The sequence below is a fragment of the Novosphingobium arvoryzae genome, from assembly GCF_014652615.1.
Lineage (GTDB): Bacteria > Pseudomonadota > Alphaproteobacteria > Sphingomonadales > Sphingomonadaceae > Novosphingobium > Novosphingobium arvoryzae.
Map to the genome: position 1 here is coordinate 509,025 of NZ_BMZD01000001.1, position 15,404 is coordinate 524,428.

At 67.4% G+C, this 15,404-nt stretch carries 15 protein-coding genes; 3 read left to right on the top strand and 12 right to left on the bottom strand.

What is annotated here, in order from left to right; genetic code table 11:
- Nucleotides 1-15: 15 nt before the first annotated feature.
- Both IE113_RS02420 and IE113_RS02425 read left to right on the top strand, forming a co-directional pair.
- Nucleotides 16-1,332, top strand: coding sequence for a hypothetical protein (locus IE113_RS02420; protein WP_189538798.1), 1,317 nt, complete (start codon nt 16-18; stop codon nt 1,330-1,332).
- A gap of 44 nt (nt 1,333-1,376) precedes the next feature.
- Complete coding sequence (locus IE113_RS02425) at nt 1,377-2,060, top strand: pentapeptide repeat-containing protein (protein WP_189538799.1); 684 nt, start codon at nt 1,377-1,379, stop codon at nt 2,058-2,060.
- Here IE113_RS02425 and IE113_RS02430 read toward each other — a convergent pair.
- From IE113_RS02430 to rpmG, 10 genes are all read right to left on the bottom strand, one after another.
- On the bottom strand, nt 2,057-3,247 hold the full coding sequence (locus tag IE113_RS02430) for a molybdopterin molybdotransferase MoeA (protein WP_189538800.1): 1,191 nt from the start codon (nt 3,245-3,247) through the stop codon (nt 2,057-2,059). The genes IE113_RS02425 and IE113_RS02430 overlap by 4 nt on opposite strands.
- Nucleotides 3,244-3,780 carry a molybdenum cofactor synthesis domain-containing protein gene (locus IE113_RS02435; protein ID WP_189538801.1) on the bottom strand — a complete coding sequence of 179 codons (537 nt, stop codon included), beginning with the start codon at nt 3,778-3,780 and terminating at the stop codon, nt 3,244-3,246. Before IE113_RS02435 ends, IE113_RS02430 begins: the two co-directional genes overlap by 4 nt.
- 22 nt (nt 3,781-3,802) lie before the next feature.
- Complete coding sequence (locus tag IE113_RS02440; protein ID WP_229822093.1) at nt 3,803-4,510, bottom strand: ribonuclease T2 family protein; 708 nt, start codon at nt 4,508-4,510, stop codon at nt 3,803-3,805.
- An 8-nt stretch (nt 4,511-4,518) separates the two neighbouring features.
- Complete coding sequence (gene nadC, locus IE113_RS02445) at nt 4,519-5,379, bottom strand: carboxylating nicotinate-nucleotide diphosphorylase (protein WP_189538802.1); 861 nt, start codon at nt 5,377-5,379, stop codon at nt 4,519-4,521.
- 39 nt (nt 5,380-5,418) lie between these two features.
- Nucleotides 5,419-6,321, bottom strand: coding sequence for a ribose-phosphate diphosphokinase (locus tag IE113_RS02450; protein ID WP_189538803.1), 903 nt, complete (start codon nt 6,319-6,321; stop codon nt 5,419-5,421).
- Complete coding sequence (locus IE113_RS02455; RefSeq protein WP_229822094.1) at nt 6,318-7,802, bottom strand: thymidine phosphorylase family protein; 1,485 nt, start codon at nt 7,800-7,802, stop codon at nt 6,318-6,320. The genes IE113_RS02450 and IE113_RS02455 overlap by 4 nt, the downstream gene beginning before the upstream one ends.
- A gap of 29 nt (nt 7,803-7,831) precedes the next feature.
- Nucleotides 7,832-8,890 carry a GTP cyclohydrolase II gene (gene ribA, locus IE113_RS02460; RefSeq protein ID WP_189538805.1) on the bottom strand — a complete coding sequence of 353 codons (1,059 nt, stop codon included), beginning with the start codon at nt 8,888-8,890 and terminating at the stop codon, nt 7,832-7,834.
- Complete coding sequence (locus IE113_RS02465) at nt 8,887-9,678, bottom strand: exodeoxyribonuclease III (RefSeq protein WP_189538806.1); 792 nt, start codon at nt 9,676-9,678, stop codon at nt 8,887-8,889. The genes ribA and IE113_RS02465 overlap by 4 nt, the downstream gene beginning before the upstream one ends.
- Nucleotides 9,679-10,158: 480 nt before the next feature.
- The gene (locus IE113_RS02470; RefSeq protein ID WP_373297832.1) at nt 10,159-10,857 is read right to left on the bottom strand and encodes a LolA family protein; all 699 of its coding nucleotides are present in this window, start codon (nt 10,855-10,857) and stop codon (nt 10,159-10,161) included.
- A gap of 42 nt (nt 10,858-10,899) precedes the next feature.
- Nucleotides 10,900-11,067: a 50S ribosomal protein L33 gene (gene rpmG, locus IE113_RS02475; protein WP_028640675.1), complete on the bottom strand. Its 168-nt coding sequence runs from the start codon at nt 11,065-11,067 to the stop codon at nt 10,900-10,902.
- Between the two features lie 266 nt (nt 11,068-11,333).
- Between rpmG and phhA the strand changes: the two genes are divergently transcribed.
- Nucleotides 11,334-12,224, top strand: coding sequence for a phenylalanine 4-monooxygenase (gene phhA, locus IE113_RS02480; RefSeq protein WP_189538976.1), 891 nt, complete (start codon nt 11,334-11,336; stop codon nt 12,222-12,224).
- A gap of 147 nt (nt 12,225-12,371) precedes the next feature.
- On the opposite strand, the gene IE113_RS02485 is transcribed toward phhA, so the two are convergent.
- Together IE113_RS02485 and IE113_RS02490 are read right to left on the bottom strand one after the other, a co-directional pair.
- Nucleotides 12,372-13,181, bottom strand: a complete 810-nt coding sequence (locus tag IE113_RS02485; RefSeq protein WP_189538808.1) for an undecaprenyl-diphosphate phosphatase — start codon at nt 13,179-13,181, stop codon at nt 12,372-12,374.
- 65 nt (nt 13,182-13,246) lie between these two features.
- Nucleotides 13,247-15,394: a M13 family metallopeptidase gene (locus tag IE113_RS02490; RefSeq protein WP_189538809.1), complete on the bottom strand. Its 2,148-nt coding sequence runs from the start codon at nt 15,392-15,394 to the stop codon at nt 13,247-13,249.
- Nucleotides 15,395-15,404 lie beyond the last annotated feature (10 nt).

Here is a 15,404-nt window from a genome sequence, read left to right on the forward strand (position 1 = left end):
CACAGGAGAATGTCCATGCCCGCCAAGTTTCGTCGCCTGTTCCTGCTGGTGGCGCTATCCGCATCCGGATTGCCGGCCACACCGGCGCATGCCCAGTCCGCCGGGACGTTTGCCTGTGCGGGTGAGATGCCGGGCAGCCGCTCCTTGCCCCGGATCGTGGCCTATGCCATCTCTGCCAGCACCGACCCGGACCGCGTCCGCAGCGGGTTTCCGCATGAAGCCAGCGTGATCGGCGGCCATGCGCAGCGCGGAATCGTGCGAATTGACGTGCAACTGGATACGGCGCTGCCCGCAGGCTGCGTATTACCCTTGCAGGTTGAGAGTGCTGCGGCCACCGCGCCCAACGACATCGCCAGCACGAGAGCGCTGGCCAGTGCGGTGGACGGGATTGAAGTGCTGAACGGGCAACCGCGGGTCGACCCGGTCACCGCCAACATGATGCGGGCCGTTGCCAACGGGACCGACACCGTGCGCCTGGAAGTGCCGATTCAGGGGACGGATAGCCAGCGCCAGGTTCGCCATGCGCTGAAGCTGATCTATAACCGGAACTATGCCGAGGGGCTGCCGTTCAGCGTGGTAGCCCAGCCGCTCGACCGGTTTGTGGTGAGCGCTTCTGCCCAGCGGATCGTGCACGGAGAGGTTGCCCGGCTCCATGTGACTCATCCTGCGCCGCTGCTGCCTGAAACAGCCAACTGGCCGGTGCGGGTCTTGCTGTCGGATTCGGCCCTGGGTAGCTGGCTGGCCGGGGAACCGCTCAATCCGGCCAATCAACGCGAATTGATGGGCGGCTGGGATAGCCGTTTCACGCCGCTGCGGGCCGAAGCCCCGCTGCAACCCGCTAACGTGGCCGCCCCCGTCAGCGGCACGGTAACGTTCAGCTGGGCGGGCCAGAACGAGGTTGTGCCGGTGACGGTCAACCCCAGCGATGGCTGCGATCCGTCGTTCACCGCCAGTGCGGTGCCTGGCGGGGTCCGGGTCAGCATGACGAACCGCCTGCGTGGATCGTGTCCGGCCCATGTCGTTACCACACGCGTGCCTGACCGCGTGGTGCTGCAACTCGCGCCCTCCAGTGCGACGATCGCGGTTGGCGCGGTGCGGACTGTCACTGGCGGAACCCAGCCCACGCTCAACAGCTCCACTTCATTGACCGGCGGGCGGCTGGCGGTGCAACAAGTGCCGTCCAGCGCGACCTTCACGATCAACCCGCTGGCGCTGATCCAGCTGGGCGTCGGGACGCGTTATGTTTTCGAAATCCGCTCCAAGGCGGGACCGGCGCATTTCGTGACCTATACCGTGAGTGCGGCCGATCATGCGGTGATCACCGGCAAATAGCGTGCGGCGCTTGGCCCAGCGCGGGGGCGCGGCTAGGGCGGGGCATGACCACGCCCAGCCAGACCATTGCCGACCAGACCCTGACCCGCGCCGATCTGGAGCGGTTGCGGGCCGCGGGGCCGGTGCACCTGCTGAGCTGTGACCTGACCGGCGAAGACCTGACCCGCCTGGACCTTTCCGGCTGGCGGTTCGAGCGGTGCCAGCTGGGCCGTTCGGACTTTACCGGCGCGGTGCTGGAACGCACGGCCTGGCAATCGTGCCGGGCAGGGTTCGCCAGCTTTGTCGGCAGCGACCTCAGCGATGCGGTGTTCCGGGCGAGCGATTGCAACAACGCCGCGTTCCGCCGCGCCGCGCTCACCTCGGCGCGGTTCGCGGGCTGCAAGCTGACCGGCGCGGACCTGACCGATGCGCGCGCCATGGATCTGGCGTTCGAGGAAACGCTGCTGATCGATGCGAAGCTGGTCGGCCTGTCCTTCCGCCAGCAAGTGCTGGAGCGGATCGACTTTTCCCAAGCCGATCTGCGTAAATGCGATTTCCGCGAAGCGACATTCAACGGATGCAGCTTGCGCGATGCCAACGTGGCGGGCGCGCGGTTCGACGGTGCGGACCTGCGCGGAGCGGACCTGGGCGGGTTGCGATTGGTCGACGCCCGCCAGTTTCGCGGCGCGACGATCTCGCGCGAGCAGGCCGGGCAGCTGCTGGGTGAGCTCGGCCTAAAGGTCCGTTAGGGCCAGATGCGCAGGGCGCTGACCGGCTGACCCGCGTCCAGCGCCGGGCTGTCGGCAGCGCGGCGGATCAGCCACTGGGCGGCGGCGAGCGTGGCCTGTGCGCCGGAATCCTGATTGCGCACCGGCTCCAGCCCGTCAGCCAGCCCGCGCGCGCGCCAGAAGGTTTCGCGGTCCCCCGTGGCGGGCAGGGGGGCGGAAAGGGGATGGTCCTGCCAGTTCAGCACTGCGGCAGGATCGCGCCCTTGCAGCGCGGCCAGCAGCGGGGCCAGAAATAACCGCGCGGTGACCATTGCCGAAGTCGGATTGCCCGGCAGGCCCAGCACCCAGCGGCCGCTGGCCCGGCCCAGCCAGACCGGCTTGCCCGGCTTGATCGCGACTTTGGGGAACAGCAGTTCCAGCCCGTGCGCGGCAAACATCGGCTTGGCAAAGTCCCGCTCGCCCACCGATGCGCCGCCCGTGACGATCACGACATCGGCCTGTTCCAGCGCCTGCCCCGCCAGCGCGGTCAGCGCGGCCAGATCATCCGTCCCGCGCAGCCGCGCCGCGATGCGTGCGCCGTGCTGCCGGGCCAGCGCGGCAACGCCGAACGAGACGGATTCGGGGATCGTCAGCGGATTGTCGCGAGCTGTTCCCGGTGCGGTTAGCTCATCGCCGGTTGCGATCAGGGCCACGCGCGGCGCGGCATGGACCAGTGCGCTGTCCCGGTCGGCCCCTGCCAGCGTCACGATTGCGCCGGGATCGAGCAGGCGCCCCGCCGGCAGCAGCAAGTCCCCGGCGCGAAAATCGCTGCCTGCCGCGCGGACGTGCCAGCCGGGGCCGTATTCACGGGCGATGGTCATCGCGCCCGCATCGGCGGTGCAGTTTTCCTGCATGATGACCCGGTCGGCTCCATCGGGCAGGGCCGCGCCGGTGAAGATGCGCACGCATTCGCCCGCGCCCAGCGGTGGCGGCAACGCGCCCCCGGCAAAGCTCTCGCCGATCACGCGCAGCGTTGCACCAATGGCGGCGTCTGCATCGCGCAGGGCATAGCCGTCCATTGCGGAAACGGCGCGGCGCGGGGCGTCCAGCGCGGCACGGACCGGCTCCGCCAGCACGCGCCCGTCGGCTTCGATCAGTGGCACGTTCTCGGCGGGCAAGGGCTGCACCGCCCCGGCCAGCAGCGCCTGTGCCGCGTCGAACGTGATCATGCGCAGACGTCGCGCAGGCGGGGCAGCGCTCCGGCGATGGAGCAGGGGCGGTGGCGGCTGTCGCACTCCAGTTCCAGCAAGCCATCCCAGGCATCGCGGCAGGCGCCAGTCGAACCCGGCACGCAGAAAATGAAGGCATCGCCCGCCTGCCCCGCCAGCGCGCGCGATTGCATGGAGGACACGCCAACCGTGGTCAGGCTCTTCTGGTGAAAGGCGATCGAAAATCCGTCCATTTCCCGCCGCAGCAGCGGGCGCACCGCTTCCGGCGTGTTGTCGCGCGGGGAAAAGCCGGTGCCGCCGGTGGTCAGGATCACTTCGATCTCGGGGCGGGCCAGCCAAGCGCGCAAGTACGCCTGAATGGCGGGAATGTCATCGGTGACGATGGCGCGGGCGTGCAGGACATGGCCTGCCGTTTGCAGCCGCTCTGCCAGCAGGCCGCCCGATGTGTCGGTTTCCAACGTGCGGGTATCCGATATTGTCAGCACGGCCATGCCCAGCGGGTGAAACGGCAGGGAAGGATCAATTCCGGGCATTTTCGGTGCTCTCTTTGCGGCGTTACAGCCCGCGCCAGATCTTCAGCGGGACCGCACCTTTCGGACCAAACCCGCGCGGCGGGCAGGGGGTGGGCATGAAGTCCTTGTCATAGCACAGCCGCAACTCGCGCAGCCAGCCGCCGTTGCTGAGTTGCAGCCCCACGCTGCGTTCGGTGAAGCCCGGATTGCGGCGCACGAATTCGCGGCGCAGGTCGGCAGCGGTCAGGCCGTCGCGGCGCGACAGCTTGTCCGCATCTGGCAGGCGCAGCGAATTCCACAGGATGCTGGCCACCTTGAAATAGCCCGCCGGGGTTACGGCCATGCAGCTGCCATGCTTGGCCCACTCGTGCTCCAGCAGCGACGGGGCCGGGGTCATACACAAGTTGGTGCGGATGTCCTCGATGCTGGGGCGGGGCTCCAGCGCGCACCACTGCGGCGGCGGGCCTTTGGCGGCTTCGGGCCACAGCCCGTGCAGGACGAAGCCGAACCGTCCGATCTTGCCGCTGCACTGGTAATCGTTCGCCGCCTTGCCCCGCTGGCTGCGGCAGAACTCCGGCGACCAGCTGACCGCCAGCGTATAACGTGCGACCGGTGCGCGCACCGTAGTGCTGTCCTGCCGGGGCGGGCGGGGCAGCTCGATCCGGTCGGGTACGCGGCATTGATAGGCCTGCGCCAGCGCCGTTCCCGGCACGGCCAGCGCGATCGGAACCGCAAGCGCGAGGCGCTTCACCGCTGGCTTCACAGGGGGCTGAAATCCAGTCCGATGTCGGCAGCGGGCGCGCTTTGCGTCAGGCGGCCGACCGAGACATAGGTCACGCCGGTCGCGGCGATTTCGGCGATGGTGTCCAGCCGCACCCCGCCCGATGCCTCGATCGGCACGCGACCGGCGACCAGCGCCACCGCTTCGCGCAGCTGGGCGGGGTTCATGTTGTCGCACAGCAGGTGACTGGTGCCGCCCGCCAGCGCCGCTTCGATCTGGTCGACCCGGTCCACTTCGCAGATGATCCACTTGATCCCGGCGTCCTTCGCCCGCCGGACCGCTTCGGTCACGCCGCCCGCGACGGCAACGTGGTTGTCCTTGATCATCGCCGCGTCCCACAGGCCCATGCGGTGGTTCTGCCCGCCGCCCATCCGCACCGCGTACTTTTCCAGGTGGCGCAGCCCCGGAATGGTCTTGCGCGTGTCGAGCAGGGTGGCGTTGCCCTGCATCGCATCGACATACTGGCGCGTCAGCGTGGCAATGCCCGACAAGTGCTGCACGGTGTTGAGCGCGGAGCGTTCCGCCGTCAGCATCGCCCGCGCCTTGCCCGACAGGCGCATCAGGTCGGTCCCGGCGGGCACCCGCGCGCCTTCTTCCACCAGCACTTCGATTCGCATGTCAGGATCGAGCGCGCGGAAGAACGCGGCGGCCACCGGCAGGCCCGCCACCGTGATCGCATCGCGGCTGTCCATCACCCCGGTGAACATTGCGTCCGCCGGAATCACGCTTTCGCTGGTCACGTCATGCCCGCCGCCCGGCAGGCCAAGGCCTAGGTCCTCGTCAAGGGTGGCGCGGATAAAGGCGGGCAGGTCGAAACCGGGGAGGTCAAATTGGGTCATGGCCGCCGTTTTGCGCAAAGCGGCGCGCAGTGCAACCGGTCAGGGCGTTTCCAGCCAGCCGGCGGCGCGAATTGCATCGGCCAGCACGCGTGCCAGCGGGATGGTGGCTGCCGGGTGCGTGGTCGCGTCGGTCGCGCGAATGCGGCTTATGCCGGCCGCCCCCATGCGCGCCATGTCGGCGGGTGAGGCCAGCGCGTGAGTCGCCACCGCCTCGATCCCGCTGGCCCCCGCCGCGCGCAGCAGATCGGCGCAGGCGATCAGGGTGGTGCCGCTGGAAATCACATCGTCGACTAGCAGGGCCGGGCGATCCCGCACGGCGGAAATGCCGGGAATCTCCAGCGTCACCGCCCGGTCGCCGTGGCGCACTTTCTCGCCTACCAGCACGTGCAGCCCCAGCGGCGCGGCGATGCTTTCAACCCACGGGCGGGATTCGCTGTCCGGCCCGACCAGCACCGTGGCGGGATCGAGTTCCTCGGCCAGCGCCGCGACGAGCGCGGGCGCGGCGGAGAGGGCCAGCGCCGGGATGCCGGGAATGGCCTGATCCAGCCGCTCGATCCGGTGGAGGTGCGGGTCGACCGTGACCACGCCGTCGAACCACTGCGCCAGCAGCCCCCCGATCACCTGCTGGCTCACCGCCTCGCCCGGATGAAATGCCATGTCCTGCCGCATGTAGGCCAGGTAGGGCGCGATCAGGATCACGCGGCGCACGCCGCCATCGCGCAGCGCCGCGCTGGCCAGCAGCAGCTCGACCAGCTTGGCGTTGGGATCGTCCAGCGAACGCAGCAGCAGCGCAGTGTGCGCCCCATGGGCCGGTGCTGTGATCAGGCTTTCCCCATCGGGGAACTGCCGCACCCCCACGGGATGCACCGGCACGGCGCAGCGGCGCCCCAGCGCTTCGGCCTGCGCCAGCATTTCCGGAAAGGCAAAGATCGCCGCGCTCATGGCGTGATCGTATAGCCGGAATCGCCCTCGGCCAGATCGCGGGCGTAATGCAGGCCGGTGTCCGAATGGGCGTGGATGCGATAGAGCACGTCTTCCGGCCGCACGGTATCGCCCACCTTGCGCAGCAGATCGATCCCCGCGCCCTTGTCCATCGGCGCCCCGGCGAGCCGCGCGATCCGGGCGATCAGGTGGCAGTCGATCGCGGTGATGGTGCCGAACTGGTGCGAGCGGACTTCGTGGCGATGCTCGCCGGGTTGCAGCGTGGTGGCTCTTCGGCCCTGCGCGTCGATCAACCGTTCCATTGCCGCCAGCGCCGCGCCGGATTCCAGCAGTTCGCACGCGCGGGCATAGCCCTGCCCGCCTTCAAGCGCGGGATCGAATTCCAGCACGTGCCCGGCCAGCAGCAGCGAGCGGTCGCGCAAGTCCTCCGGCGCGTCGGGATCGCCGCGCAGCACCGCCATCACGTCGCGCGCTTCCAGCACCGGGCCGATGCCCCGGCCAATCGGCTGCGAACCGTCGGTGAATACCACGTCCAGCACCAGCCCCAGCTTGGTCCCGACATATTCGAACAGCTTGCGCAGGCGGATCGCTTCGCGTCGGGAGCGGACCTTGGCGCTGGGGCCGACCGGGATGTCCACCACCAGGTGAGTCGATCCCGCGGCCAGTTTCTTGGACAGGATCGAGGCGACCATCTGTTCGAACGTGTCGATCCGCAGCGGACGTTCGACCGAGATCAGCACATCGTCAGCGGGGGAAAGGTTCACCCGCCCGCCCCAGGCCAGCACCGCGTGTTCCTGCCGCACGACTTCGACCAGCCGATCTTCGGGCAGGTCGACTGCCGCCAGCACTTCCATCGTGTCGGCCGTGCCCGATGGCGAGGTGATCGCGCGGGACGAGGTCTTGGGCATGGTCAGCCCGTGCGCGGCGATGATCGGGACGACGATCATCGAGGTGCGGTTGCCCGGGATGCCGCCGATGCAGTGCTTGTCCACCACCAGTTCGGCTGGCCATTGCATCTGCCGCCCCGCATCCGCCATCGCGCGGGTCAGCGCCAGCGTTTCCTGCGTGGTCATGAACCCGGCGCAGGCGACCAGAAATGCGCCGATTTCCATCGGGGAATAGCGATAGGCGGCAATGTCGCGGATGATCGCGGCGATGGCGGCGTCGTCCAGCGTATCGCCGTCGATCTTGCGGCGGACCAGTTCCAGGCTGGGCGGCACAGGGGCCTGCCGAAAGGTGACTTCGCTGCCCTCTGGCAGGCCAAGGCGGCGAAAGGCCTGCTCACCCAGGCCGATCTGGCCCGGTTCCAGCAGGCAGTTGTCATCGACGATGGCCAGCGTTGCCAGGATCGAGACGCTGCCGTTGCCGATCTCGATCTTGCGCAGCGCCTGGAACTGTTCGGGCGAGTAGCCGTTGCCTTCGCGCAGCAGGAACGCGGTGTTTTCGGGGTGAGTGTCGATCGCCACGCGCCTGATCTGCATCGCTTTCCCCCCCATTTTCTCGTTCGCCTTCAACTCAGGATATGCCCGGTGCGGTCGCGCTTGGTTTCCAGATAGCGGGCATTGTGCGGATTGGGCGGCAGCTGGTGCGGCACCCGCTGGGTCACGGTCACGCCGGTCGCTTCCAGCGCGGCGACCTTGGCCGGGTTGTTGGTCATCAGCCGGATCGCGCCGACGCCCAGCAGCTCCAGCATCCGCGCCGCGACCGGAAAATCGCGCGCTTCGGTCGGCAGGCCCAGCCGGTTGTTGGCATCGACCGTATCGAACCCCTGATCCTGCAGGCGATAGGCGCGCAGCTTGTTGATCAGGCCGATCCCGCGCCCTTCCTGGCGCAGGTACAGCAGCACCCCCCAGCCGCCCGCGCGGGCCTCGTCCGCCATGGCACGCAGGGCGGCATCCAGCTGCGGGCCGCAATCGCACTTCAGGCTGCCAAGGATGTCGCCGGTCAGGCATTCGGAATGGAGCCGCACCAGCGGCGCGCGGTCCGCGTTCTGGGTGCCGATCACCAGCGCGACATGCTCGCGCAAGTCATCGGCCGCGCGGAACGCGACGATCTCCGCGTCTTCCGCCGCCGCCACCGGCAGGCGCGCGCGGGTGGCAATGGCGAGGTGGACGGTGTCCTTCCAGTCGGTGAGGTCGGCGGGGCTGACGTCCTGCGCTTCGCTCAAGCCGTCCGGATCGACCAGGAACGCGGGCAGGATCCCGGCCAGCCGCGCCAGTTCCATCCCCGCTGCGGCCAGCGCCGGATCATCCAGCGGCTCGGCCCGGAACGGACCCTTCATGGGATAGCGCAAGTCCAGCGCCGGATCGGCCAGCGCCCGCGCTGTCGGCAGGTCGAAAGGATCGGCGGCGCGGATCAGCACCGGGGCTTCGGGCACGGCGGCATCGCGCTGGTTGGCCAGCTTCAGCGTTACCGCGCGTGCGGCGGAAATCAGCATGGTCCGGGCGGTGGCACCGGGGGCAAAGCCGGTTTCGGCGGGCAGCAGGGTCATGCGCCCGTCCAGCCGGATCGGCCAGCCGTGGCGCAGGGCATCGATCGCCAGCGCGGCGCGGCGGGCAGGGCTGGTCACAGATCGAACTCGGTAATCAGCGGCACGTGGTCCGATGGCTGGTCCCACTTGCGGGTTTCCTCGACGATCCGGTGGCCGCGTGCCTGCGTTGCCACATCGGGCGAGGCCCACATGTGATCGAGCCGCCGCCCCTGGTCCTTGTCGCGCCAGTACGAGCGGTACGACCACCACGAATAGTTGCGCTGCGGCGCGGGAATGAACTGGCGGCCCAGGTCCACCCAGCCATGCGCGTCGCGGAACTGGCCCAGCGTTTCCACCTCGATAGGCGTGTGGCTGACCACTTTCAGCAGGGCCTTGTGATCGTAAACGTCGCAATCGAGCGGGGCGATGTTGAAATCGCCGACGATCAGGGTCGGACGATCCAGCGCCTCGGCCCAGCGGGTCATCCGGCCCAGGAAGTCCAGCTTCTGCCCGAACTTGGGGTTGGCCTCGCGGTCGGGAATGTCGCCGCCAGCGGGGATATAGACGTTTTCCACGATCAGCCCCTGACCGGGGCCGAGCAATTCCACGCCCACGTGCCGTGCCTCACCATTGTCCTGCCAGTCATGCCGGCTGACCTCGCGCAGGGGGATGCGGCTGACCGTGGCAACGCCGTGATAGCCCTTTTGCCCATGCACCGCGCGGTGGGCATAGCCCGCCGCTTCGAACACGGCGTGGGGGAAGTGCTTTTCCTCGGTCTTGATCTCTTGCAGGCACAGCACGTCCGGCGCCTCCTGCCTCAGAAACCGCTCAACCTGATCGGCGCGCAGACGGACGGAATTGATGTTCCAGGTAGCGATAGAGACCATGCCCATCGCCATAGGGTGGGCAGCGCGGCGGGGCAATGGGTTGGGATGGGGTAGTGGAGCAGGTTGCGCGTGACCGCTCCCTCTAAAGAGGAGGGACTATTGGCACGGTTTTCCTGAACCGGGATTGGTTCAGGCCGGAGCGAGAATGTGGGTGTTCGAGAACCGGCGCGCAGCGACCTTTTGGGTCGTGAGCACCGGAAGCGCAGAACGCCCGCGTTCGCAGCCCGGCATGGGACAATCCACAGCCCCAACAAAAGAAAACCCTCGGTCCGGGGGCAATGGACCGAGGGTTCCTTTTTGCGTTCGTCACGCTGTCTGCGCGCCTGTGTGGAGGCTTGGGCAACAGGGGGGAAACCCGCCTCAGGCCGCGCTGACAAGATTACGTATACTACCGGTTCGCTTGCTGGCCCATGAACAACCTGAACGGATTTGTCGCAGTTTGTCGCAGGCCTGGCACACCCTGCGTCAAGGCGTGGCCAATCAGCGCCGAACCGGGCGGCGCGGGTCGTTGTAGCGGAAGGTGCTGTCCGGCACAGACACGCCGTATTGCTGATTCGACAGCGAAACGACCGTGCGGGTGTTCTGCGAGTCGAGGCTCGCCCAGCTGGACAGTTCCAGCCCGCCCGGCGCGCCGGGCTTGCGGATGAAGACCAGCGTGATCACGCCATATTCCGGGTGTGCCTTGTCGCGCACTTCGATGCTGACGATCTGGCGATTGCCCGTGGGCATCAGCTTGCCATACTTCATCACATCGCGATTGGGATCGAGCAGCGCACCCAGCGGGCTGTTCTTGATCGGCCAGCGCTGGACCTGGCGGACTTCGTAATCAACGAAGGTCAGCGCGCTGCCATCTGCCACGATCAGCATCGGCACGCCTTTTTCGTACTGGAAGCGGATCTTGCCGGGGCGCTTGAGCGTCAGCACGCCGCGCACCTGGCGGCCGTTGCGATCGGACTGCACGAAATCCGCGCGCATCGTGCCGATGGCGCGCAAGGCGGCGACCGCTCCGGCCAGATCGGACTGGGCGCTGGCGGCTTGGCCCGAAGCGGCAGGGCCAGTGGCGGCCTGCGCGCTGAGCGGGGCCGGCGCCAGCGAAACAGCGGTCGCGGAAACGACAAGCGCCGCCGAAGCGGCGGCACTTGCGAAAGAGCGGATCAAAGGAAGTTTCATCGGGTTCATGGCCTGGCTGCTAACCGCAGGGGCTTGAACTCGCCATGAACCTTACTTGATCTTGGCTTCCTTGAATTCCACGTGCTTGCGCACGACCGGGTCGTACTTCTTGAACGTGAACTTCTCGGTCGAGTTGCGCGGGTTCTTCTTCGTGACGTAGAAAAAGCCGGTGTCGGCGGTGGAGACCAGCCGGATCTTGACGGTTGCGGGCTTCGCCATTGCGGTTGTCCTGTAACTTTCCGATTCGGCCCGAAAGCCGTGCAAAACTGTATGGGCGGCGCATCGGGAATCCCCGGACGCCGCCCTTCAAGGTCCGCGCCATTGCGGCAGAACCGCCGGGAAGTCAAGGCGAGTCGATGCGCGGATTGGCCTTTTCGCGCCGCGCCGGATGGTTGCCGCCCGCCGCAGGCAGTGATATGGTTGCATTTGTAACCATGACCAACGCCGCCGACCAGAACCCGACCGATTATACCCGCCTGCCGGAAATGGGAGCGGGCGTGTTTACCGCGCCGCTGCAGCGCCCGGCCCATGTGGGCGAGGACTGGCTGGAGCCAGCCCAGCGCCGCTATTCCCCGGCGGAGCACGCGGTGTGGGACACGCTCTATGCCCGCCAGCTGGAGGTTCTGCCGGGCCGGGCCGCCAGTGCCTTCATGGCCGGGCTGGAGCGGCTCGACCTGGGGCGGGGCGGGGTGCCGGACTTTGCCCGCCTGTCCGAGGAACTCGGCGCGCTGACCGGGTGGAGCGTGGCGCCGGTGCCGATGTTGATCCCGGATCACGTGTTCTTCTGGCATCTGGCCAACCGCCGCTTCCCGGCGGGGAACTTCATTCGCGGGGCCGATTCGCTGGACTACATCCAGGAACCGGACGTGTTCCACGACGTGTTCGGGCACGTGCCGATGCTGGCCGACCCCACTTATGCCGATTACATGCAGGAATATGGCCGCGCCGGGTGGAAGGCGATGCGCCACAACCGGCTGAAATCGCTGGGCGCGCTCTATTGGTACACGGTGGAGTTCGGCCTCATCCAGGAAGCGGACGGCATCCGGGCTTACGGCGCGGGCATCCTGTCCGGCCCGACCGAGGCGGTGTTCGCGGTGGAGGCGCAGTCGCCCAACCGGATCATGCTCAACGTCGACCGGGTGATGCGCACCGATTACGTGATCGACGATCTGCAGCCGACCTATTTCGTGATCGAAAGCTTTGACGCGCTGTATCACGACACGGTCGACCGCGATTTCGACCGGCTTTACCGCTCGCTGCCGCCGGGCTTCACCTATGCCAACAGCGCGGTGATCGACGTCGATGACGTGCTGCACCGGGGGACGCAGGAATACCTCCTGCGCGGCGGACGCGGCAGCGGGGCGAAACCGGTTTAGTGATGGCGATCCAGAGCCTGCTTCAGTTTCACTGAATCAGCTGCGGCACCGGCCCACTCCCCCGCCCGGCCACCCACAGCGTACAATTCCGTTGGGTGGCCGGGCGGGGAGTGGGCCGGTGCCGTTTCCACGGCAGTGGAACAGATTCTAACGCGACAGCAGCCAGATCGCGAGGATGCCCGCGACGATCCGGTACCACGCGAACGGCGCGAACCCGGCCTTGCTGACATAGGCGACGAAGGCCTTGATCACGGCCAGCGCGACCACGAACGCCACGACAAAGCCGATCGCGATCTCGCTCCAGCCCACCGGACCACTGCCGGCGGCCAGCGCGGCGCGGTTGTCCCACAGTTCCAGCGTGGTCGCGCCCATCATCGTCGGGATCGCCAGGAAAAAGCTGAATTCGGCGGCCGTGCGCCGCTCGATCCCCATCGCCAGTGCGCCCATGATGGTCGCGCCGCTGCGGCTGACGCCGGGGATCATCGAAATGCACTGGAACAGCCCGACGCCCAGCGCCTGCCGCACGGGCAACTGTGCCACGCCGCTGGCCGGGCCGGGCTTGGCGATCTTTTCGATGGCGAGGATCGCGATCCCGCCCAGCACCAGCGCCCAGCCGACGATCATCGGGCTGCCCAGCATGATGTCGATGTAATCCTTCAGCAGCAGCCCCAGCACCGCGGAGGGCAGGAAGCCCAGCAGGATGTTGCGGATGAAGATCAGGCTCATCGGTTCCAGCCGGGTCAGGCCCATGCCCACGGCCCAGAACGTGCGCCAGTACTGTACCACCACCGCCAGGATCGCGCCCAGCTGAATGACGACGTTGAATACTTTCCACGTATCGGCATCGTATCCGAAGATTTCGGAGGCCAGGATCAAATGCCCGGTCGACGAAACGGGAATGAATTCAGTCAGACCCTCGACAATGCCGAGGAGGATGGCGGTGATCGTAGTATCCATGGGAACGCGATGAACGCGGCGGACGCGCTTAAGTCAAGCCGCGTCCGCTGCGCTGCAACAATTTTTTACCAGATCCGGATGCGTTCTTCGGGCGGCAGGTACAGCTTGTCGCCCGGCTGGACGTTGAAGGCCTTGTGCCATTCGTCGAAATTCCGGACCACGCCCAGGATGCGGTACATCCCCGGCGAGTGCGGGCCGGTCTGCAACTGCTGACGCAGTGCGGCTTCGCGGAACTTGATCCGCCAGACCTGCGCCCAGGCCATGAAGAAGCGCTGGTCGCCGGTGAAGCCGTCGATCACCGGGGGCTCCTTGCCGTTCAGCGCCATCTTGTAGGCGCGGTAGGCCAGGCTGAGCCCGCCCACGTCGCCGATGTTCTCGCCCAGCGCCAGCCGCCCGTTGATGCAGGTCTTGCCATCGTCCAGCGGGCAGAGCTGGTTGTACTGGCCCACGAGCGCGCTGGTCAGCTTTTCGAATGCCGCGCGGTCCGCATCGGTCCACCAGTTGCGCAAGTTGCCGTCGCCATCGGACTTGGAGCCCTGATCGTCGAAGCCGTGGCCGATTTCATGGCCGATCACCGCGCCGATCGCGCCATAGTTGACCGCGTCGTCGGCCGACAGGTTGAAGAACGGCGGCTGCAGGATCGCGGCGGGGAACACGATCTCGTTGCCCGACGGGTTGTAATAGGCGTTCACCGTCTGCGGCAGCATGAACCATTCGGTGCGGTCCACCGGCTTGCCCAGCCGCTGGATGCGGTCCTGCTGGAACCAGCGGGTCGCCGCTTCGGCGTTCGCGAAGGCACTGGTTTCGGTCACGTCCAGTCCGGGATAGGACTTGTAGGTGTCCGGGTGCCCGATCTTCAGCGAGAATGCGTCCAGCTTGGCCTTGGCCTGCACGCGGGTTTCCGGTCCCATCCACTTCAGGTTAGCCAGGTTATAGGCCATCGCGGCGCGCAGGTTGCCCACCAGCTTGTCCATCGCCGCCTTGTGGGTGGCGGGGAAGTGCCGCTCGACATAGATCTTGCCCGACAGTTCGCCCAGCGTCCCTTCGACCGCGCCGATGGCCCGCTTCCAGCGCGGGCGCTGCTGCGGCTGGCCGCCCAGCACGGTGCCATAGAACGCGAACTGTGCCTCGTCGAAGCGCTTGGGCAGCACGCCCGCCCGGCCCGAGACATACTGCACGGCCAGCCAGGCCTGCCAGGCGGACAGCGGCTCGCTGGCAATCAGCTTGGCCAGCGCGGGCACCCCGCCACCCAGCTTGGCGGCCATTTCGGGGGTGTACTTCGCGGCGGCGAGTTCTTCCTTGGTCGGCGGTAACTGCGCGACGATGATGTGTTCCGCAGCGCCGACGCCCAATGCATCGAGCGCGGCCTTGAGCGGCACTTCGGGCGCGAGCGCAAGGAATTCGGCCACCGGCATCTTGTTGTAGGTCAGGTCGCGGTTGCGGCCCAGCGCCCGGTCCCAGTTCTGCGCGGCCATCTTCTTTTCCAGCTGGAAGATGACTTCGGCCGTCGCCGCGGGATCGGCATAGCCCAGTTCGCCGGCGAGGAAGGCCAGGTAAGCCTTGTACTTGGTGGTGATGTCCTTGTTGCGGGGCGAATCGACCAGATAGTAATCGCGGTCGGGCAGCCCCAGCCGGGCCTGTCCGGCATAGAGCGCGTTGACGCGGCTGTCCTTGGCGTCGGGCGAAACGCCCAGCCCGATCGGCGAATCGACCCCCGGCTGCGCGAACAGCGTGACCAGATCGGTCAGGGTCTTTGCGGCATAGATCTTTTCCAGCGTCGGATAGGCCGGGGCCAGGCCCGCCTGCTCGATCGCGTCGGTGTTCATGTAGGCCTTGTAGACCGCGGCAACGCGCGCTTCGGGGCTGCCGGGGGCGTGGGTGCCCTTGGCGATTTCCTCGAGGATGGCGTGCATCCGTTCTTCCGACAGGTCGCGCAGGTCCGCGAACGCGCCGCTGGTGGTGCGGTCGGCCGGGATTTCGGTGGTGTCGAGCCACTTGCCGTTGACGAAGCGGTTGAAATCGTCGCCCGGCTTGACCGAGGTGTCCATGTTGGCGGTCTTGATACCCCAGCCCCAATCATCAGCAGATTTGGCATCAGAGGCCTTGGCGGTTTCGGCAACGGCGGGCGCAGGCGCATCCTTGGCCAGCGCCGGGGTAGCCAGCGCGGCGGCAAGCGCGCTGGCGGACAGCAGGGTTACAACGGATTTCAGCATGGCGGCCCCT

Excerpts from the sequence above, each read along its gene's own strand:
- IE113_RS02420 (WP_189538798.1), top strand. The coding sequence starts at position 16 with ATGCCCGCCAAGTTTCGTCGCCTGTTCCTGCTGGTGGCGCTATCCGCA.
- IE113_RS02425 (WP_189538799.1), top strand. The coding sequence starts at position 1,377 with ATGACCACGCCCAGCCAGACCATTGCCGACCAGACCCTGACCCGCGCC.
- IE113_RS02430 (WP_189538800.1), bottom strand. The coding sequence starts at position 3,247 with ATGATCACGTTCGACGCGGCACAGGCGCTGCTGGCCGGGGCGGTGCAG.
- IE113_RS02435 (WP_189538801.1), bottom strand. The coding sequence starts at position 3,780 with ATGCCCGGAATTGATCCTTCCCTGCCGTTTCACCCGCTGGGCATGGCC.
- nadC (WP_189538802.1), bottom strand. The coding sequence starts at position 5,379 with ATGACCCAATTTGACCTCCCCGGTTTCGACCTGCCCGCCTTTATCCGC.
- IE113_RS02450 (WP_189538803.1), bottom strand. The coding sequence starts at position 6,321 with ATGAGCGCGGCGATCTTTGCCTTTCCGGAAATGCTGGCGCAGGCCGAA.
- IE113_RS02455 (WP_229822094.1), bottom strand. The coding sequence starts at position 7,802 with ATGCAGATCAGGCGCGTGGCGATCGACACTCACCCCGAAAACACCGCG.
- IE113_RS02465 (WP_189538806.1), bottom strand. The coding sequence starts at position 9,678 with ATGGTCTCTATCGCTACCTGGAACATCAATTCCGTCCGTCTGCGCGCC.
- IE113_RS02470 (WP_373297832.1), bottom strand. The coding sequence starts at position 10,857 with ATGAACCCGATGAAACTTCCTTTGATCCGCTCTTTCGCAAGTGCCGCC.
- rpmG (WP_028640675.1), bottom strand. The coding sequence starts at position 11,067 with ATGGCGAAGCCCGCAACCGTCAAGATCCGGCTGGTCTCCACCGCCGAC.
- phhA (WP_189538976.1), top strand. The coding sequence starts at position 11,334 with ATGGGAGCGGGCGTGTTTACCGCGCCGCTGCAGCGCCCGGCCCATGTG.
- IE113_RS02485 (WP_189538808.1), bottom strand. The coding sequence starts at position 13,181 with ATGGATACTACGATCACCGCCATCCTCCTCGGCATTGTCGAGGGTCTG.
- IE113_RS02490 (WP_189538809.1), bottom strand. The coding sequence starts at position 15,394 with ATGCTGAAATCCGTTGTAACCCTGCTGTCCGCCAGCGCGCTTGCCGCC.